Here is a 19,449-nt window from a genome sequence, read left to right on the forward strand (position 1 = left end):
CTTATGAAGAAGATATATATATCCTTTGCTCTTGCGGTACTTTTAGCTGGAGCCAGTAGTTGCGATAAGGACTTCGAACAAATAAATACCAGCCCGGTACTGGCCCAATCCACCAATCCACTTTACCTGTTTACCGGTGCTCAATTTAATGGCAGCAATTATCCGCTGCACCATTATGGCCCGCAAATAGTTCAACATTTTCATACGCCTTTTACCGGTACCCTGGAAGGCGGCAACCATAATGTAAACGTTGACCAAAACTCCAGCGAGACGTTTAATGCCCTTTTTGCTAATCCCATTCGGAGTCTCGTTACTATTATAGAAATGACCAAAGGGAATCCGCTGCAAATAAACCTGAACAGCATGGCTCGCATTCTAAAAGCCTACTATTATATGGAATTAGTGGATACCTACGGCGACGTAGCTTACTTTAATGCAGGTCAGGGATTTGCAACGGGTAACTGGACACCGGCCCTGGATGATCAAAAAGCTATTTATGAAGATCCGACCCGCGGTATTTTATTTGAATTGCAGGATGCCACCGATAAATTAAATACCAATACCAGCAACAGTGCGCCCGGAGGCGGCACCGCGGGCAACCATGATATTTTTTTCCGCGGAAACGTAGGGCAATGGCGAAGGTTAGGTAATTCTTTATTGTTGCGGGCCGGAATGCGGTATACAGAACTAGATCAGAATAAAGCAAAAGCTGTAATTGCGGTTGCCTTAAAACCAGACAGAGGAGGCGTGATGACCTCAAATACTGATAATGCCAAAGTCTCCTTTTTTGCGCCTTCATTCAATAACCCGGTTTCGCAGGCACTGACGGGATCAGAAAGGGCCAATTATTATGCTGGACAGCCTTTGGTAAATTTCTTTAAAGCCAATAATGATCCGCGGGCACAATACATAGTAGTGAAATATTCGGATGCCGGTAGTGCCGGCGGAGGAACCATGACTACTACTTTATCGGAGCAAGTGGGCGCACCGGTTGGCTTTACCCAGGGAAATTTACCTGCTCCGCCGGCCGGCGGTTACTCCCGCTTAAGACGCAATACCGTATTAGACCAATCGGCACCTATTTATTATGTGACCTATGCCCAAACCCAGCTTTTACTGGCCGATGCCACCCAGCGAGGATTTTTAGGAGCGCCCGACCCGGTAGCAGCTAAAAATTACTACGAAACCGGCATAAAAGCGCACATGGATCAAATGCGGGATTATAATGCCAATATCGTAAACATTACGGATGCTCAAAAAGCCGCCTACTTAATGCAAACCGGAGATCCAACCAATTCTGACCCGGTGGCCCGGGTAGGTGTATTGTATGACCTAACCAATGCAGAAAAGGCCCTTGAACAAATAAATACGCAATATTGGGTAGCTTCTTTTGGCAGTTGGTACGAAGCCTGGTCCAATTTCAGAAGAACGGAATATCCCCGCTTAACCCCAATGAATTATTCGGGAGCTGATCCGTCTACCACGCCAAACTCTCCGGCCAAAGGATTTATCCGCCGTTTACAATATCCAAACCGGGAGTTATCGGTGAATGCCGCCAGTGTAAATGAAGCAATCAAACGTATGGGAGGCAATAATTTAGGAACCCGCATATTCTGGGATAAATTATAGACCAGACTAATTATTGGCCGTAAATTGAAAGAGGCTCCGGTAGAATAAGTTAATTCTTACTGGAGCTTTTTGTTTTATAAAGGCTATCCTAGTAAATCAGGAGGTATAAGTATTTATTCCTCGATACGCTTTGGTTTCAAAGAATTTAAAATTAAAGCATTTGAATACATTTAAAATTATCTAAAAAAAAATGGTTTTAGAATAGGTAAATTATAGAATTTTCACTTTAATAGTTATTTTAAGTTCTGAAACAGATTTTCTAAACCAGAATGATGCAAATTATCATAACCGGAGGAGGTGGCTTTTTAGGTCAGCGGCTTGCTAAAGCCCTTCTGAAAAGCGAAGAAGCATTTACGGAATTGCTTTTAGTAGATATAGTGGAGCCTGCTAATCCTTCAGCCGATGGCCGGGTTAAATGCCTGCAACTGGATTTAGCCCAGTCCGGTGCCGCCGAGTCTTTAATAACCCAAAATACTTCTGTTGTTTTTCATTTAGCTGCCATCGTAAGCAGCCACGCCGAAAACGATTTTGATTTAGGCTGGAAAATAAACCTGGATGTTACCCGTCAGCTACTGGAAGCCTGCCGGCATACCAAACCCGGTATTCGTTTTGTGTTCTCCAGTTCGCTGGCTGTTTTTGGCGGCGATTTGCCGGAAACAGTAACCGATATGACTGCGGTAACACCCCGCTCTTCTTACGGTGCTCAGAAAGCTATGGGCGAGTTGCTGGTAAACGATTATGCCCGCAAAGGTTTGGTGGATGGCCGGGTGGTGCGGCTGCCTACTATTTGTGTTCGTCCTGGCAAGCCCAACCTGGCGGCCTCTTCTTTTGTTAGCAGCATCATCCGGGAGCCTTTGCAAGGCGAAACAGCCATATGCCCGGTTTCTCCGGAATTAGCGCTTTGGCTTTCCAGTCCCGATACGGTCATCCGGAACCTGATTCATGCGGCCAAACTGGAGGAAAGCGAATTTGGTGGCTGGCGGACCGTAAATTTGCCGGGTATAGGGGTTACCGTAAATCAGATGCTGGAATCGCTGGAAAAGCAAACAGATGCCGAAACCCTGGCGCGGGTAAAATTTGAGCCCAACGAAGCCATAAACCGGATTGTCAGCAGTTGGCCAGGCACTATAGATAACAGCCGGGCCCTGGCCCTGGGGTTTCAGGTAGACAAAAATTTTGATGTATTTATAGAGCAGTATAGAAAGCAGGATTTGCAACAAATAGTATGACCGCTATTCCCTTGCCCATTATTGGCTTAGTTACCGCCGTGTTTGTGCTGATATTCCTGGTAATGCGCACCAAAGTGCATGTCCTGATTGCTATGCTCATAGCCGCCTCTATTGCGGGGGTAATGGGTGGCATGTCGCTGGATGATACTTTGGGAGCCATCACGAAGGGATTTGGTTCTACGCTGGGCAGTATAGGCATTGTAATAGGATTAGGCGTCATGATGGGAAGAGTTTTGGAAGTAACGGGAGCGGCCGAACAGATTGCTTATAGCTTTATTAAATGGTTAGGTAAGCGGCGGGAAGAGTGGGCCCTGGCTTTTACGGGGTACCTGGTCAGTATTCCTATTTTTGTGGATTCGGCTTTTGTGATATTGTACCCGGTAACGAAAGCTTTGGCCAAAAAAGGAAACCGTTCATTACTGGCCTTAGGAGTTGCTTTGGCAGGAGGCCTGGTAATTACGCATTCTACTGTTCCGCCCACCCCGGGACCTCTGGGAGTAGCGGGGTTATTTAACGTGGAAGTGGGATCCATGATGTTGTTGGGTTTATGTTTAAGCATACCTTGTTTATTAGGAGTAGTATTTTATGCGCAATGGCTGGAGAAAAAATATCCTGATTTAGCTGATGGTAATGGTGTGGCGGAAAGTTTTGAAGCAATTCAGGAAAATTATTTAAGAGGAAAGGAAACTAAACAGTTACCAAGTTTGCTGCTGTCGTTGCTGCCCATTGTAGTACCCATTGTACTTATTTTTCTGGATGCCATTTTTGGTGCTTTTCCGGGACTTACTTCTCAGGCAGGTAAAACCGGGGAGGTGCTGGTTCAGCTTTTTAACTTTTTGGGAGCCCCCATTATAGCACTCTCCATAAGTACCTTGCTAGCCGTTTATACTTTAATGCCCCACCTGGATAAGCATACCGTTAGTACTCAACTGGAAGCCGGCTTGCAATCAGCTGGCATTATTTTAATGGTAACCGGTGCTGGTGGGGCTTTGGGCACCGTCGTACGCGATAGTGGTGCCGGCTCCCAGCTAGCCAGCCAAATTGCCAGTTTACCTATTTCCCCCATCATGATTCCTTTTGTGGTAGCTACTTTGGTGCGGCTGATTCAGGGGTCCGGCACCGTAGCCATGGTAACAGCCGGCTCAATTTGTGCTCCTGTTTTAGCGCAGGTACCAGGCGTAAATATGCTCTTTGCTGCCCAGGCGGCAACCATGGGTTCCTTGTTTTTTAGTTATTTCAACGATAGTATGTTTTGGGTAGTAAACCGCATGATGGGCATAAAGGAGGTAAAGCAGCAAATGTTAACCTGGTCGGTGACGACCACCATTGCCTGGGCTATTGGGGGAAGCAGCATTGCTTTACTTAATCTGATTTTTAGCGCTGATGGTAATTTTTTAGATCCGTTTTTTCCTTTGCTGGTTTTGGTAGTTATCCTGTTTTTTGCCCGTCGGCAGGCTACCCAGGTGGTAAGCATTTCCAAAGCTTCTTAAAGGCTTGTAGGTTTTACAGCCTTTGCTAAACCTAGTCTCCTTTTAATTTTTTCCAGGCTTCGGCTAAAGCGGTATGGTCACCTACATTGCCAGGAAAAACAACATATATCAGGTGCGGAAACTTACTTTTCTCATCCATTTTCCAGACAGGAACCCCTGGTAATATTTGCCCCATAATTAAAGCTTTTTCAGCCTGAAGTCCTTTTGTAGCCAGGTCGCTGGATGTAATACCGCCTTTGGCCACCAAAAACCGGGGACGAACAGTTAAACTTTGGACAATGTGCACCAGGAAATTGGAAACCAGGCTATTTATTCTAAGATTGCTCTCTGCATCCTGGCCGGTTTGTAAATCCCGGCTGGTATATATCACGACATCGGTTTCGGCCGCAAGAAGTTCATTTGTTTGGTTTATAATGGAAGTGGCATAAGTCGCGGAAGCTTGAGGGGCCTGCAGGAGGGATGGAACATTTACCTCGATAGGGTAATGGGTTTTCTGCTTAAGTAAATATTCCAGCTGGGCAGTGGTTTTGGGAACGTAAGACCCAACTACAACTAAAGACCCATGTTTATTCTCCGTTCTAGCCTCTGGTTTAAAAACTTTGCCCGGTGCCATACCTGCCCGAATGGGTACAAAGGTAGCCGAAGACCGGTAAACAAAATTCTGACCCTGTTTCTCCGCCAACAATACGCCATGAGCAAATACTTCTAAATCCTTATTAGAGGCGGCATTTACAATACATACCTGTCCGGAATGACAGGTTGCCAGTTTTTGCCGGATTTTCTCTGGCCCGCCCAACCTAATATCTTCCAGGGAAAAAGAAATGACTTCTGCTGCTTTTACTTGGCCTTTGGTTTTTTCTTCTACCCATTCTTTCAGGTTAGAATGAGTATAGCCGAAAACTTTATCCTGGGCAAACGGGGTGTTTGCTACTGGCACCCACTCGCCTTGTTCTTTAAGGTAATGGATATCGTTTATGGTGTACCGCCCACCCTCAATAAAAGCGGGTAATAGAATCCAAACAGCTTCTCCTAACTCCATGGCCTGGGCTAGTGCAGTTACTTCTGCCGGGAAATGGCCGCGTAAGGTAGAATCGCTCCGGCTTATTACAACAACCTCCTGTGAACTTAATTGGGAAGCTTCTTTTAAATTTTGCCCGATTTCTAAAGTAAGCCGGACGGCAGCCGGTTCCGGTAAACTCCGGGAATTCGTCAGAATAAATAAAACAGAAGGCTTCTTTTGCAATTCTTCTACCAGTAAAGGAACCTGCCAGGAAGTAAGTACGGTAACATCATAAGAGGTTTGCGTTCCGGTGGGGTCATCGTCCAGAACTACCAGGGTTTTACCTAAGCTTAGAAATTCTTCCCGTATGGCAGGTAACAGTTCTCCAGAATATTCTGCCGGTAGTTGATCTATCATAAAAAAGCAATTCTATGTCGGTTTTAAAAGTTTATAACCTGGTTGTAAGCTAGGGAAAAAATAGTAAAAACGATATAGAAGCTTTAAAAGAAGATATCTCCTTCAGCCACTTTTAAAAAACGGAACCTTAATTTACTTTGGTTAAACCAGGGGGTAGGAAAGAAGGTGAAATATACCAATAATGTTTAACCCAGAATGCGGGTAAGAGCTTGCTAAAAAATTTAGATTATAAGGTAAGGAAACTTTTCTGGTTGTTATTGGCTTTATTAATCTATAGATTTGCATTTATCAATATATCAGCAGAAATGGAATTAAAGCAGGTTGAAAAAATAGCCAAAGCCTTAGGGGATATAAACCGGCTAAAAATTCTGCAGTACATGCACCAGCACGATGGTAGGGTAGAGTGTATGGAACTTGGCAATATTATAAATCTGGCGCAGCCTTCAATCAGTCACCACATAAAAAAGTTAACGGAAGCCGGTTTAATTGAGCCGCAAAAGGATGGCCGTTACTACCTGTATACCCTTAACCAAACTACGTGGCAGGAGTATGTACAGGCTATACAAACACTTTAAGTAATAAAAATTTTAGTTAATCAATCGAAACTTTCGAATATATAAATATAAGTAAAGATGCAAACGCATAAAAAGCTTTCCGATATAGATTTATCCGTACTGGATTTAGTAACCATTACCGCCGGCGGTACACCGGCTAAAGCCATGCACAACAGTTTAGACCTGGCGCAGCATACCGAAAACTGGGGCTACAAACGCTTCTGGCTGGCAGAACACCATAACATGAAAAGCATTGCCAGTACTGCTACAGCAGTCTTAATAGGCCATATAGCTGGTGGCACGTCTAAAATACGGGTGGGCTCCGGAGGCATTATGTTGCCTAATCATGCGCCCTTGGTAGTAGCCGAGCAGTTTGGTACTTTAGAGTCGCTTTACCCGGGCCGGATAGATTTGGGTTTAGGCCGCGCCCCCGGTACCGACCAGGTTACAGCCATGGCTTTACGGCGCCACTTAAATGGCTCGGTAGATGATTTCCCTAATAATGTAATGGAGTTGCAGAATTATTTTGCTCCGGCTGATCCTAAAGCCCGCGTGCGGGCCATTCCTGGGGAAGGGCTACAAATACCCATCTGGTTATTGGGTTCCAGTACCTTTAGTGCGCAATTAGCGGGTATGTTAGGGCTGCCTTTTGCATTTGCCAGCCATTTTGCTCCAGCCTTATTAGATTCGGCTCTAAAAATTTATCGCGATAGCTTCCGGCCTTCCGAAAGTTTATCAGAGCCGAAAGCACTGGCTTGTGTAAATGTAGTGGCGGCCGATACCGACGAAGAAGCCAACAGATTAGCTACTTCTTTGTATTTATTTGCTTTGGGAGTAGTTCGGGGTAATACCATGCCGCTGCAGGCACCAGTGGATGACGTAGACCTGTACTGGGATGGAAACGAGCGATACGCCGTGGAGCAAATGTTCCGGTACGCTTTCGTAGGCGGACCTCAAACAATAGAAAACGAGCTGCAGAAGTTTCTGGATCAAACGCAGGTAGATGAAATAATGGTAGTATCCCATATTTACGATCATGCGGCTCGCCTGCGATCTTATGAAATACTTTCCCGCCTTCAGCAAGAGCAGCAGGTAAAAGCAAGCTTAGCTAACTTGTAAGAATCTCTGGCTTATGCCGGTATTTTACCCCATAAGATCGGCTTTTCTTATAAGAATCAATAGCTCTCCAACTCTGTAAGATATCCTCTTATGGAGTTGGAGAGTTCTTGTTTGGATTATTTTCTAATATACGATACTGCATATGTAAACTGATTTAAACCAGATTAAAGAGAATATAAAATGTTAGTAATTAATAATATAAATTATTGATTTTAGCAATATATCAGTTGTTGTTTCTAGGTCTTTTATCTGACCGCACTTGGTAACATTACAGGATAAACTTATTGTTAAATTTAAGTTTTATTTTAGGCCAAAGCTAATCCTTAAATAATCAGGATATAGTAGCATGTGGAAAGGATCATGTATCTTTACTTTTGCTATATTCGGAATAACTTAGTATTTCTTAAACATAAGAAGGTGTCTTATGTTTATAATAAAGGTTTTTCTTAAGAAAATGCAAAGTTACTTAGAGACTAAATATAGAATTTATCATCTTATAAAATACGGTAAATATAAGATAGTGGCTACAGGACAAATAAAGGGTAATAATAGGCTGCTATTGTGGATAAGCATCTAAATAATAGATTAACAGTAATTAATAACAGGAACTAAATGTAAGGCTATGTGCGGACGCGCCTCTTTGGATAAAAAGAAAGTACCGAAAGAACATCGGTTTGCTGCTAAACTGGAAGGAGTACCTTTTGAGAAGAATTTTGATGCCCGGCCATCTCAGCAATTGCCTGTTATTTTACCCGATGCCGAAAAAGCCCTAATGGCTACCTGGGCATCTCCGGAAAAAGAACCGGATGGCAAGCCCACATTACCCTTTAATGTTCGACAGGAAAATTTGCTTTTTATTCCGCGCTTTAGAGTCTTACTGCCCCGTAACCGCTGCATTATACCCGTAGATGGCTTTTTTGAGTGGAAAGAAATAGAACCAGAGGAACCATCCGCTGAACCCGAATCTGATTTAGGCCTGGACTTATTTGGCAACCCGATCCGGAGCCAGGCGCAGAAAGAGCGCTTAAAGAAGACAAAGCCCCAAAAACAGAAATACCGCTTTACCCAAAAAGACGAAGAACCATTTGGCTTAGCCGGTCTTTGGCGCGAAAGCCTGAACCAGGAAACCGGCGAATTGGCCCGCTACTTTTCCATTATTACTACCAGTGCCAATAGCGCCGTAATGCCTTACCACGACCGCATGCCGGTTATCTTAACGCCCCAGACCGAAGAAATCTGGATGGATAACCGCTTACAGGAAAAACAATGGTACAATGTGCTACAACCTTACGAAAGCCGGTTGATGAACGTAATGGCCATTGACGATTATGAAAGTATGTTAGGCCATTACGTAGCTCCTAAATTAAATTCTAAATAGTTATTGCTAAAAATGTTAGTAATTATGTGAATAAATAATTCGCATATATATAGCTTTACTATATTAAACTTCCGTATTTGCTAAAAATATTAGTAAATGTAGAAGTTTATGATTGTAGCAGATAATCGTACCATTGCCCACCTGGATCTGGACACTTTTTTTGTGTCTTGTGAGCGCCTGCGTAATGCTGCGCTGAAGGATAAGCCCATTATTATTGGCGGCCTTTCGGATAGAGGTGTAGTAGCGAGTTGCAGTTACGAAACCCGCTTTTATGGCGTGCATGCCGGTATGCCCATGAAAATGGCCCGGCAGCTTTGCTCCGAAGCGATTGTGATGCGGGGCGATATAGAAGCCTACAGCAACTGCTCTAACCTGGTAACGCAGGTAATTGCTAATAAAGCGCCGGTTTACGAGAAAGCTTCTATAGATGAGCACTACCTGGATGTAAGCGGTATGGATAAGTTTTATGGTACCTGGCAATGGACCAATGAACTGCGAAATGAAGTTATCAGGGAAACCGGTTTGCCTATTTCTTTTGGCTTATCTATCAATAAAACGGTTTCTAAAATTGCAACCGGCCAGGCTAAGCCTAACGGAGCCAAACAGGTTTGTCAGCCGGAAGTAAAGCCTTTTCTGGCGCCACTTTCTATTAAAAAAATACCCGGCGTAGGTCAAAAGAATTACCAATTACTGCGCAACATGGGTATTCCTACCATCGAGGTGCTCACTATGGTACCCGTGGAGATGATGCAGAAAGTATTGGGTAAAGAAGGTGTGCACATTTGGGAAAAAGCCAATGGCATCGACCGCGCACCCGTAATTCCTTATTCCGAGCAGAAGTCTATCAGCACTGAACGCACGTTTAGCACCGATACCACCGATATAATATTTCTGAATAACCTGCTGGTAGCCATGACCGAAGGCCTGGCTTTTGAGTTGCGTAAACAGCAAAAGCTGGCGGGATGCATTACCGTTAAAATCCGCTACGCCAATTTTGATACGCATACCCAGCAAATAGCTATTCCTTATAATGCCTCCGATCATATTTTAATCCGGAAAGCCAAAGAGCTTTTCCAGAAGTTGTATAACCGGCGGATGTTGATTCGTTTACTGGGTGTTCGGCTAAGTAATTTAGTACAGGGTTTTCAGCAGATAGATCTATTTGAGGATACTACTGAACTGGCTAACCTTTACCAGGCGATGGATAAAATCCGGTATCGCTACGGCGAGGCGGCGGTGCAGCGGGCAGTGGGGTTACGGGCTGGTTTGGCTTAAGGAGGACTAGATGCTGGCTTTTGTACATTCGTATTACAGTTTGCGGTTTGGTACGCTCTCCGTAGAAGACCTGGCTCTGGAGGCCGTGGCGCAGGGCTACAAAGCGTTGGCTTTAACCGATATTAATAATACTTCCGGCATATTTCCTTTTATCAAGGCTTGTCAGGAACAAAATATTCAGCCGCTGATAGGGATTGAGTTCCGCCGTGATAATCAATTGCTCTATACCGGCATCGTACAAAATCAGGTAGGGTTGCAGGAGCTTAATACGTTTCTGAGCGAACACTTACTGGCGCATAAGTCATTGCCGGATGTGCCACCAGCTTTCTCTCAGGCCATTATTATCTATCCGTTTGCCTCCGGTAATCTGCAAAAACTGCGCGACCACGAATTTATCGGGGTGGCTCCGGCCGACATAAATAAATTACTGTTCTCAGATTTGCGGCAGCATGGTTCTAAATTGCTGATGCAGGCGCTGTTTACCTGTAAGAACACGGAAGGTTACGCGTTGCACCGGCATTTGCGGGCTATTGATAATAACATTCTGTTGAGCCAATTAACGCCGGAACATGGCTTGGTGGAAGATGCCTGTTTTATAGCGTGTAATCAATTGCTCGCCCAATTTGCCCGGTTTCCGGAGCTTATTCGCAATACCGAAAAATTAATCCAACAAGCTGCTTTTAGTTTTGATTTTAACCAGCGCCGGAACAAGCGCCATTTTACCAACACCGCTTACGACGACAAATTACTCCTGGAGAAATGGGCCTGGGACGGACTCAAAAACCGGTATGGGCGGCACCATAAAATAGCCAAACAGCGGGTAGAACACGAATTGGCCATTATCGATAAGTTAGGGTTTGCTTCTTATTTTTTGATTACCCATGACATTGTCCGGTACGCCATGGCGCGGAATTTTTACCACGTAGGGCGGGGCAGTGGTGCCAACAGTGTGGTGGCCTATTGCATGGGCCTGACCGACGTAGATCCCATAGAGCTGGATTTGTATTTCGAGCGTTTTCTGAATCCCAAACGCACCAGTCCGCCTGATTTTGATATTGATTTTAGCTGGGACGAACGCGACGAAGTGCTGGATTATATTTTTAAACGCTACGGGAAAGATTACACCGCTTTACTGGGCGCCATGAGTACCTTTCAGCAAAACTCTATTTTGCGCGAACTAGGCAAAGTATATGGCTTGCCGAAAACCGAACTGGATGCCCTGGTAGCAAATCCGTATGCCACTGCTAATACCGACCACCTGACCCAGCAAATATTGCAATACGGCCAGATGCTCACCGATTTTCCGAATGTGCGCTCTATTCATGCCGGGGGTGTGCTGATTTCGGAAGAACCGATTACTTGTTTTACGGCGCTGGATATGCCGCCCAAAGGTTTTCCGACGAGCCAATGGGATATGTACGTAGCCGAAAATATTGGTTTTGAGAAGCTGGATATCCTGAGTCAGCGAGGTATCGGTCATATTAAAGAGTGTGTGCAACTGGTGCAACATAACCAGAAAATACGCATTGATGCCCACCAGGTAGAACGCTTTAAGCAAGACGAGAAAGTAAGAGAACAGCTAAAGTCCGGCGATACCATTGGCTGTTTTTACATCGAGAGTCCGGCTATGCGGGGGTTGCTGAAGAAACTGCGGTGTGATAATTATTTATCTTTGGTGGCGGCCAGTTCTATTATCCGGCCAGGTGTAGCACAATCGGGTATGATGCGGGCCTATATCCAGCGCTTTCACGAACCAGATAAAATAGAATACCTGCACCCGGTAATGGAAGAACAGCTGAAAGAAACCTACGGGGTGATGGTGTACCAGGAAGACGTAATAAAAGTGTGTCACCACTTTGCGGGGCTCGATTTATCAGATGCCGATGTGCTGCGCCGGGCCATGAGCGGTAAGTACCGGTCTAAAAAAGAATTCCAGAAACTGGTAGAGAAGTTTTTTGAGAATTGCCGCGAGAAAGGCTATCCCGAACACATTACCAAAGAAGTATGGCGGCAGGTGGAATCGTTTGCGGGATATTCTTTCTCCAAGGCGCACTCGGCTTCTTTTGCCGTCGAGAGTTTTCAGAGCCTTTACCTCAAAACGTATTTCCCGTTGGAGTTTATGGTAGCCGTTATCAATAATTTCGGCGGCTTTTATAAAACCTGGGTTTACGTGCAACAGGCGCAGAAAGCCGGAGCGGTTGTTCACTTGCCCTGCATCAACCATAGTTTGTACACCACCACCATTTACGGACAGGATATTTATTTAGGCTTTGTTCATATCCAGAACCTGGAGCATAAACTGGGGCAGCAAATTGTTCTGGAACGGGAGCAAAATGGCTTGTACACCAGCCTGGAAGATTTTATTCAGCGGACCCAACTAACCCTGGAACCCCTTTTGATTTTAATCCGGATGCAGGCGCTCCGCTTTACCCAAAAAGATAAAAAGACCCTGCTCTGGGAAGCGCATTTGTTAATCGGTCATAAGGTAAATGCTTCGGGTACACCAGCTTTATTTCAGGCGCAAACCAAGACTTTCACCTTACCGGAATTATGCCATACTGCTGTTGAAGATGCCTACGACGAAATAGAATTGCTGGGCTTTCCGGTTACTTCCTCTTATTTTAACTTACTCCAGACTGCTTCGCGCGGTGATGTGCTGACGGCAGACATGATGCAGTATGTAGGGCAGAAAGTACGCATGATGGGCATTCTGGTAACATCCAAATACGTGCGTACTGTTAGGGGAGAGATCATGCAGTTTGGGACTTTCCTGGATGCGGCCGGTGATTTTTTTGACACCACGCATTTTCCTACTTCCTTAAAAGTATGGCCTTTTAAAGGCAATGGGGTGTATTTGTTGTACGGCAAAGTGGTAGAAGAATTCGGCTTCCCAAGCATGGAAGTAGAAAAAATGGCAAAGTTGCCATTCCAGAAAGATCCCCGGTATTGATTAAAGCAACCCGGGATAAACTCAAAAAAGTTTACAAAATAGCAGATTTATCAAAACCAAGTAGAGGCCAGTTTCGTAAAATAGATATAGCTAATTTGAAAGTGTAGCGAAGTAAAAAGAGGTTAAACTTAAAACGTTTAGCCTCTTTTTTTTGTCTGGTCTTTAATTGATTTTTAGTTTAATCCTCCCGTTATTGTTCATTCCTCTATGCGAGGTATATTCTCCTTTTTCTGTCTTTTAAACCTATTTACAGAACTTTTAAAACCGTTATCGAGCTGGTAAACATAAATATATAGAAGTTAAGATTATTACTTATATATTTAGCATTCCCAACAATCACTTCTAATTATCAAAAAATGAAAGCTGCCTTTAAATTTGCAAACCTGGCTTTGTTTACCTGTTTATTTGTTTTTCAATTATGTAAACCAAAAGAAAATGCGGACATAGATAACCCACCTATGGAAGGTTTCAATGCAGCCGGTTCTGACGCTAAGGCAATTCTGTTGGCCGATTCGGTGATGGCAGCACAAGGCGGTCGCCAAAATTGGGATGCCACCCGCTACATTGCCTGGAATTTCTTTAATAACCGCCAGCTTTTGTGGGATAAATTTACAGGTGATGTCCGGGTAGAAAATTTAAAGGATGACACCAAAACATTGGTGAATATAAATACCGGAAAAGGAAAGGTATTCCGAAACGGGGCAGAAGTAACCCAACCAGATTCACTCGCCAAGTACCTGCAAAAAGGCAAGGAAGCCTGGATTAACGATTCGTACTGGCTTGTAATGCCTTATAAGTTAAAAGATTCTGGCGTAACCTTAAAATACCTGGGTGAGGAAAAATTAACGACCGGACCAGAAACACATGTGTTGCAGCTGACTTACGAAAACGTGGGCGTAACGCCAGAAAATAAATATAAAGTATACGTGGACAAGAATACCCACCTGGTAGCGCAATGGGCTTTTTTCAAAAGTGCAAATGATTCGGTGCCAATGTTTGTCATGCCTTGGCTTAATTACCAGACATATGGTAAAATAAAGCTTTCCGGTGACCGCGGACAAGCCAAAATAACGGATATTCAGGTATTAGAGGAGGTGCCCGAAACCGCCTTTACATCTTTTGATCCGGTAGATTTAAATAAGAAATAAGAACTGTTTAGGTAAGGTAGGAGGGGTTTGATACCTTTCCTACCGGGATGGCATAAATCTGAATCTCATTTCAAAGGTTACCCGGGTATTAACCGGTTCGCCCATCATTTTAGCTGGAATAAATTCATCAGGCAGAAGCTTTGCTACCCGTAAGGCCTCTTCTTTTAATCCCATTCCCGGATCTTCTTCAACTTTTTCATCAATTAGTTGACCATCTTTGGTGACAAGGGCCGTAACGAAAACACTACCGGAAAAATGCCGCCGGAGTGCTTCTGTTGGGAACATAGTATTAGCTCCCAGGTACCCATATAAAAAGGAGTCACCGCCTATAAAATAAGGTACTTCATCCGGTTCTTTCTCTATAAATTGCCCATTTTCTTCTACTGCAATTTTTTGCAGAGCCTTTAATGGGGTAGTAAATTCCAGCTTGTTTTCGGTAAAATTATATTGCTGAACCAGTCCACCGTTAAAAGGGTCGTAATATTCCCAAGTACCCACTTTCGTATCTTCTTGATATTGGCCTTTTATGGCCAAAGCGCCTGGTCTGGAACTAAAAAAACGTTTGTATTCCCCTTGTTTTATGGTTGGGTCAGATTTAAGCACGTAATATTCTTCCCCAATAAAAGGACGAGTTAGCTTTTTACTCTTTGGTACTAATTCTTGACCTAAAACAGGTTTGGATAGCATCAATAATAAAATACAGGATAGGATTCTCATATAGTATAACTTCCTGCTATTTAAAAACTTTTTTGGGAGGAAGAAAAGTATAGATATTAATTCTTCATTAAGGTTTAGGTTAAATAGAATCTTTTACCAATTACCTGCTTTGAAATTATGGATCCAATCATACAATCTAAAATAAGTAGAATCAGCATTAACTCTGGTGTGCGGTAGTAGGCCCGTTTATATCTTTTGTTTCCGGTACTAAGAGCAGGAAGAATAACAAACCCAGAAACCCTAAGGCGGCTAAAGAAATAAAGCCAATAGCATAGCCAAAATGCTTTACTATAAACCCGGCTATTATATTACTCAGGGAGGCAGCCAAGCCAATGGAGGAATATACTATGCCCTGTAACAGGTTAAACCGACCGGTGCCCTGGCTTAAGTCGGCAATCATTAAAATGCTGATTACCCCGAAAATACCGGCTCCAATGCCATCCAGAATTTGGATACCTGTTAATACATAAGGATTGGAAATAAAAGCAAACAGAACGGCACGCACTGGTAATAAAATAAAAGCAATGAGCAATATTTTTTTACGGCCGTTTTCAGCCCTTTTGCCGCTGTAGGAGGCTACTAAGGTCATAACTCCCTGGGCAATAATTATGGCCGCCGATAAATATAGAGAAGAATTTTGCTTATCTACCAGGCCCATTTTCTGGCCCACTAAAGGCAGCATAGCGGCATTGGCTAAGTGGAATATACCCATGGCTAAGGTAAAAAGCAGGATGTTCCGGTTCCGGAATAAGGCTTTTACGCCGGCAACTTCTGTAGTAGCGCTTTCGGTGTGGCTGGCCGCCCGCGCTAGTTCGTGGTCAATGTCGTTTTCCCGGATAAACAAAACGGCAACTACCAAAGCCAGACATTGAAAAATAGAAAAGACAAAAATAGCCTCATACGATACAAACCTGCCGAGAAGCCCGGCCATAATGGCTGCCAGCATATTACCCAGATGATTAAAACTTTCGTTGCGGCCAATTCTTTTGGAAAGCACGGCATGGCCCACCATCCCCAGGGTAATGGCTGTTACTCCCGGCAGGTAAACAGTCTGGACTAAACCGACCGCCGCCTGAGACAAAAATATAGGTACAAATTTCTCACTCAGGATAACTACTAAACAACAAACGGCAATAATAATGGAAGCGGCTATCAGCAAGTAGCGCTTAAATTTGGTACGGTCAATGAGTCCGCCAGCGGGTGCCTGCACCAAAATACCCACAATACCCGGCACGGCTATTACAATGCCAATTTCGTCGGGTTCCCAATTTCGGACCGTCAGCAAATAAACCGATAAATAAACGCCCACTCCATCCTTCACATCGGCCATGAAAAGGTTTGCCCAATCCAAGGCTCTTAAACTATGCGCTGAGGCTTTCATAAATACCTATTTTAGCGCTGTTAAACGAAGTTAGAAAGGTATGGTAAGGACAAGCCGTCTTAAATACAGATAAACCGGATTAAATTAAGTATTTATCTTAGGTAAACCCAGGCAAGCGACTTAGGCTTTTAGTTTTAGTTGTTCTTCTTCCAGGGCTACTAAATCGGCCAGTAAACCAAGGGTAATACTTCCGGGTTTGCCCTCACCAATAATTTGATTATTTACCTGAACAATGGGCAAAATACGTTTGGTGGTGCTGGTCAGGAAAGCTTCTTTTGCTTCTAAAACGGCTGACAAGGGAACTTCACCTTCCACGGTTTTATATTTCTGGCCAGCTACTTCTAATACCTTTTTCCGGGTAATGCCATAAAGTACATTAGTAATTGGTGTTACAATGGTATTATCGGCTGTCACGATAAAAAAATTACAGCGGGGAAATTCCGTTACGATGCCATTTTGATGATATAATACCTCATCAGCTTCCTGCTCCTTTAGCTTTTGTTGTAACCGGATGCCAACGGTGTAGTTTATGGTTTTAGCTTCCGGAATTTCGCGAACATATTCGTGGGTAATAATTCGGATACCCTGCTTTAGTTGTTCCGAACCAGGTAAAGAAAGCGGGTGTTGGGTAATGATAAGGTTAGGATTGGCCAGATCATAACCATTTGCGGAGTAACCGCCTGTTAAAATCATTTTAACCCCTGATACCGGCAGGTTATTTTTCTGTAGTAGCTCCTGAATAATTTGCTTTAGTTCTTCCTGCGTATAGGGTACGGGTAGCTGCATCAGCTCCGCCGATCGGAAGAACCGCACCAAATAATCATCCAAAAACAAAGGTATATTGTCCTGTACTTTGAAATAATCAAAAATGCCGTACCCGCGCTGAATAGTTAAATCACTTACGTGCAAATAAGCTTGGTTTAGGGGCAAAATAGTGCCATTTAAAAAGGCAAAAGGAGTGTTACTTGGCTGCATTATATTTTTTCAGAATCTTTAAAATTTGTTCTAATGGTAGGGCATTTACCTCGTTTTGGTTTTTACCTTTAGTTGTTTCGGCTTTAAACAAAGAATTTAAGATGGCTTCTTCGGTGCTTTCAATAACGGCCATAAAGAGCGGCGACATTTCATCGTTGCGCAATAAAGTGGTGGTTTGCATTTTATTGCCGGAGGTATGAGCAATACGCAGATTGGAATGCGTGGAAAAAGCTACCACATAATCGCCGCTGCCGTTAGCAGCAATACCACCGGTTTTGGCTAAACCAAGCATGGCTCTTTTCGCCATCCGCTCCAGGTTGCGGGCATCAACCGGGGCATCGGTGGCCACTACTATCATACAAGAACCATCCGGGTTGTCTTTTACGTGCTGACTTAAATAAAATTGTTTTAGCTCTTCGCCTACCGGTGCGCCGTTTATTTGCAGCACGCCCCCGAAATTGGTTTGCACTAAAACGCCCACCGTATAGCCACCTAGGTCAATTGGTAATTTGCGGGACGCAGTGCCAATGCCTCCTTTAAAGCCAAAACAAACCGTGCCGGTGCCAGCCCCAACATTGCCTTCTGGTACTATACCGGTTTTGGCATTCTTAATAGCCTCCAATACATGCTTTTCGGTTACATGCCTGCCCCGTATATCATTCAGAAAGCCATCATTGGTTTCGCCTACCAGTGCATTAACGGATTGCACTTTTTCGTTACCCGGCAATTGTAAAACATAATCAACCAGGCCATTCAGGGCGCTACCTACACTTAAGGTATTGGTTAGCAGAATGGGCGTTTCGAGGTTACCTAGTTCCTGCACCTGCGTACTGCCGGCCAGTTTGCCAAAACCATTGCCAACATAAATAGCTGCCGGCACTTTTTCCTGAAATATATTACCTTCATGGGGAATAATAGCGGTAATACCTGTCCGGATATTTTCTCCCTGATTAAGAGTTGCATGGCCAACCTTTATGCCTGTTACATCGGTTATGGCATTATGGGCTCCGGTAGGTAAAATGCCAATCTTAATGCCACAATCCCGGGCGCGTTTCCGATCCTGCCCCCAGGTTGGTTTAACAGAACCCAACAGAAGTAAAATAATTATTACCGAGCGCATAATTTTAAATTTAGTAGCTTAACCTTATTTGAAGCCAGAGTAGGAACTGGTCGCTAACCGTAATCAGGAATGTAATTAAGTAAAAAGTACAATAATATGCGCTGTATTTTAAATTTATTTTAAAATTGGATTGGTTTTGCTGAATAAAAAACAAATTAAAATAGTAAATGATGGATTAATAAAAATTAATTATGAATTAAAGAGCAATGGGATGGGTTATGATTTGGCATAAAAGCAGTACGTTATTTAAGGGTTAAATAAGCTTACTAAGGATAAATAAGCTGGAGAAGATATAAAACCGTTATTCCTTTTAATATCGTATATTTGCTATGCAATATTAATTTATGGTCATTTATAACAATGGTCTAATAACCTTAGACTACAATCCTGCAGTAGATATATTAAAAGTAGAACTCCCAAATGTAGCTCAATTTGGAGTACTGGAATTATCCCGGTCTTTAGATATAGTGGCAGAAAATATTAAAAATTACGATATAAAGAACCTCTTGCTCGATAGCAGTAATGTAGTTGTAGAGGATATACAAGATGATGCTTATAAATCGGTAGTAGAAAACTTTATTTTAACTTTAACCAAAAGCCGGCTGAAAAAACTAGCCCGGGTAAACACAGCGGTTATTAAGCACGAAGAACGTTTGGCACGGGTAACATCAGATGTTTCTCAGAAATTTAATATTCCTATTGCTATCAAAATGTTTTCAGATTTGCCCGAAGCTAATACTTGGTTACTTCAAAATTAAAGTGGTAATCAAAGGCAAATTTTCCAATCTATTCAACTAAAAAATGACCTGCATAAACAGGTCATTTTTTTTGTTCCTAAAACCCAGGTAGTTGCTAAAATAACTTTAACAATAGGGATATGAATTTATCTTATCTGGGTAAAATAAAGGAAAATAACAAGTGCTCCTTAAAAGCGGTCTCAATCTATTTTTTTCCCTAGCCTATTAATTTTATTTATAAATAAATAAAAAAATAGATTTTACAATTAAATCCTTACTTTAATGGATAGTTTTAAGCTTTGCTATACTTAACTTCCTAATGGTCGTAAT

At 43.2% G+C, this 19,449-nt stretch carries 15 protein-coding genes; 10 read left to right on the forward strand and 5 right to left on the reverse strand.

Going from position 1 to position 19,449, the window contains the following annotated elements; translation table 11 throughout:
• The first annotated feature begins 3 nt into the window (after positions 1-3).
• The 3 genes from ADHAQ_RS0119575 to ADHAQ_RS0119585 all read left to right on the forward strand — a co-directional run bounded on the left by ADHAQ_RS0119575 (position 4) and on the right by ADHAQ_RS0119585 (position 4,348).
• Entirely contained in the window at positions 4-1,629 is a 1,626-nt protein-coding gene (locus ADHAQ_RS0119575; RefSeq protein WP_034256935.1) for a SusD/RagB family nutrient-binding outer membrane lipoprotein, read from the forward strand.
• Between the two features lie 269 nt (positions 1,630-1,898).
• Positions 1,899-2,858 (forward strand): D-erythronate dehydrogenase, encoded by a 960-nt coding sequence (denD, locus tag ADHAQ_RS0119580; protein ID WP_245590643.1) that lies wholly within the window; start codon positions 1,899-1,901, stop codon positions 2,856-2,858.
• Positions 2,855-4,348, forward strand: a complete 1,494-nt coding sequence (locus ADHAQ_RS0119585) for a GntP family permease (protein WP_026464383.1) — start codon at positions 2,855-2,857, stop codon at positions 4,346-4,348. Before denD ends, ADHAQ_RS0119585 begins: the two co-directional genes overlap by 4 nt.
• Positions 4,349-4,379: 31 nt before the next feature.
• Here ADHAQ_RS0119585 and ADHAQ_RS0119590 read toward each other — a convergent pair whose 3' ends face one another.
• On the reverse strand, positions 4,380-5,765 hold the full coding sequence (locus tag ADHAQ_RS0119590) for a four-carbon acid sugar kinase family protein (RefSeq protein WP_026464384.1): 1,386 nt from the start codon (positions 5,763-5,765) through the stop codon (positions 4,380-4,382).
• Between the two features lie 305 nt (positions 5,766-6,070).
• On the opposite strand from ADHAQ_RS0119590, the gene ADHAQ_RS0119595 reads away from it, so the two are divergent.
• The 6 genes from ADHAQ_RS0119595 (at position 6,071) to ADHAQ_RS0119625 (ending at position 14,189) form a co-directional block, all read left to right on the forward strand.
• Positions 6,071-6,340 carry an ArsR/SmtB family transcription factor gene (locus tag ADHAQ_RS0119595; RefSeq protein ID WP_034257488.1) on the forward strand — a complete coding sequence of 90 codons (270 nt, stop codon included), beginning with the start codon at positions 6,071-6,073 and terminating at the stop codon, positions 6,338-6,340.
• A 57-nt stretch (positions 6,341-6,397) separates the two neighbouring features.
• Entirely contained in the window at positions 6,398-7,438 is a 1,041-nt protein-coding gene (locus ADHAQ_RS0119600; RefSeq protein WP_026464386.1) for an LLM class flavin-dependent oxidoreductase, read from the forward strand.
• 622 nt (positions 7,439-8,060) lie between these two features.
• Positions 8,061-8,816: an SOS response-associated peptidase gene (locus tag ADHAQ_RS27385; RefSeq protein WP_051360045.1), complete on the forward strand. Its 756-nt coding sequence runs from the start codon at positions 8,061-8,063 to the stop codon at positions 8,814-8,816.
• A 108-nt stretch (positions 8,817-8,924) separates the two neighbouring features.
• Positions 8,925-10,091 carry a DNA polymerase IV gene (gene dinB / locus ADHAQ_RS0119610; RefSeq protein WP_026464387.1) on the forward strand — a complete coding sequence of 389 codons (1,167 nt, stop codon included), beginning with the start codon at positions 8,925-8,927 and terminating at the stop codon, positions 10,089-10,091.
• 10 nt (positions 10,092-10,101) lie between these two features.
• Complete coding sequence (locus tag ADHAQ_RS0119615; protein WP_026464388.1) at positions 10,102-13,041, forward strand: DNA polymerase III subunit alpha; 2,940 nt, start codon at positions 10,102-10,104, stop codon at positions 13,039-13,041.
• 356 nt (positions 13,042-13,397) lie between these two features.
• A complete protein-coding gene (locus tag ADHAQ_RS0119625) occupies positions 13,398-14,189 on the forward strand; it encodes a hypothetical protein (protein WP_084523912.1) in 792 nt (263 codons plus the stop codon).
• A gap of 39 nt (positions 14,190-14,228) precedes the next feature.
• Here the strand turns inward: ADHAQ_RS0119625 and ADHAQ_RS0119630 are convergent, their stop codons facing one another.
• From ADHAQ_RS0119630 to ADHAQ_RS0119645, 4 genes are all read right to left on the reverse strand, one after another.
• Positions 14,229-14,906, reverse strand: a complete 678-nt coding sequence (locus ADHAQ_RS0119630) for an energy transducer TonB (protein WP_026464390.1) — start codon at positions 14,904-14,906, stop codon at positions 14,229-14,231.
• 157 nt (positions 14,907-15,063) lie between these two features.
• Positions 15,064-16,287 carry an MFS transporter gene (locus ADHAQ_RS0119635; protein ID WP_026464391.1) on the reverse strand — a complete coding sequence of 408 codons (1,224 nt, stop codon included), beginning with the start codon at positions 16,285-16,287 and terminating at the stop codon, positions 15,064-15,066.
• 120 nt (positions 16,288-16,407) lie between these two features.
• Complete coding sequence (locus ADHAQ_RS0119640; RefSeq protein WP_026464392.1) at positions 16,408-17,262, reverse strand: aminotransferase class IV; 855 nt, start codon at positions 17,260-17,262, stop codon at positions 16,408-16,410.
• Positions 17,249-18,382: a DmpA family aminopeptidase gene (locus ADHAQ_RS0119645; RefSeq protein ID WP_026464393.1), complete on the reverse strand. Its 1,134-nt coding sequence runs from the start codon at positions 18,380-18,382 to the stop codon at positions 17,249-17,251. The genes ADHAQ_RS0119640 and ADHAQ_RS0119645 overlap by 14 nt, the downstream gene beginning before the upstream one ends.
• A 344-nt stretch (positions 18,383-18,726) precedes the next feature.
• Here ADHAQ_RS0119645 and ADHAQ_RS0119650 point away from each other — a divergent pair, with 344 nt between their 5' ends.
• A complete protein-coding gene (locus ADHAQ_RS0119650; RefSeq protein ID WP_026464394.1) occupies positions 18,727-19,140 on the forward strand; it encodes a hypothetical protein in 414 nt (137 codons plus the stop codon).
• Positions 19,141-19,449: the final 309 nt, after the last annotated feature.

The organism is Adhaeribacter aquaticus DSM 16391 (assembly GCF_000473365.1).
Taxonomy (GTDB): Bacteria; Bacteroidota; Bacteroidia; order Cytophagales; family Hymenobacteraceae; genus Adhaeribacter; species Adhaeribacter aquaticus.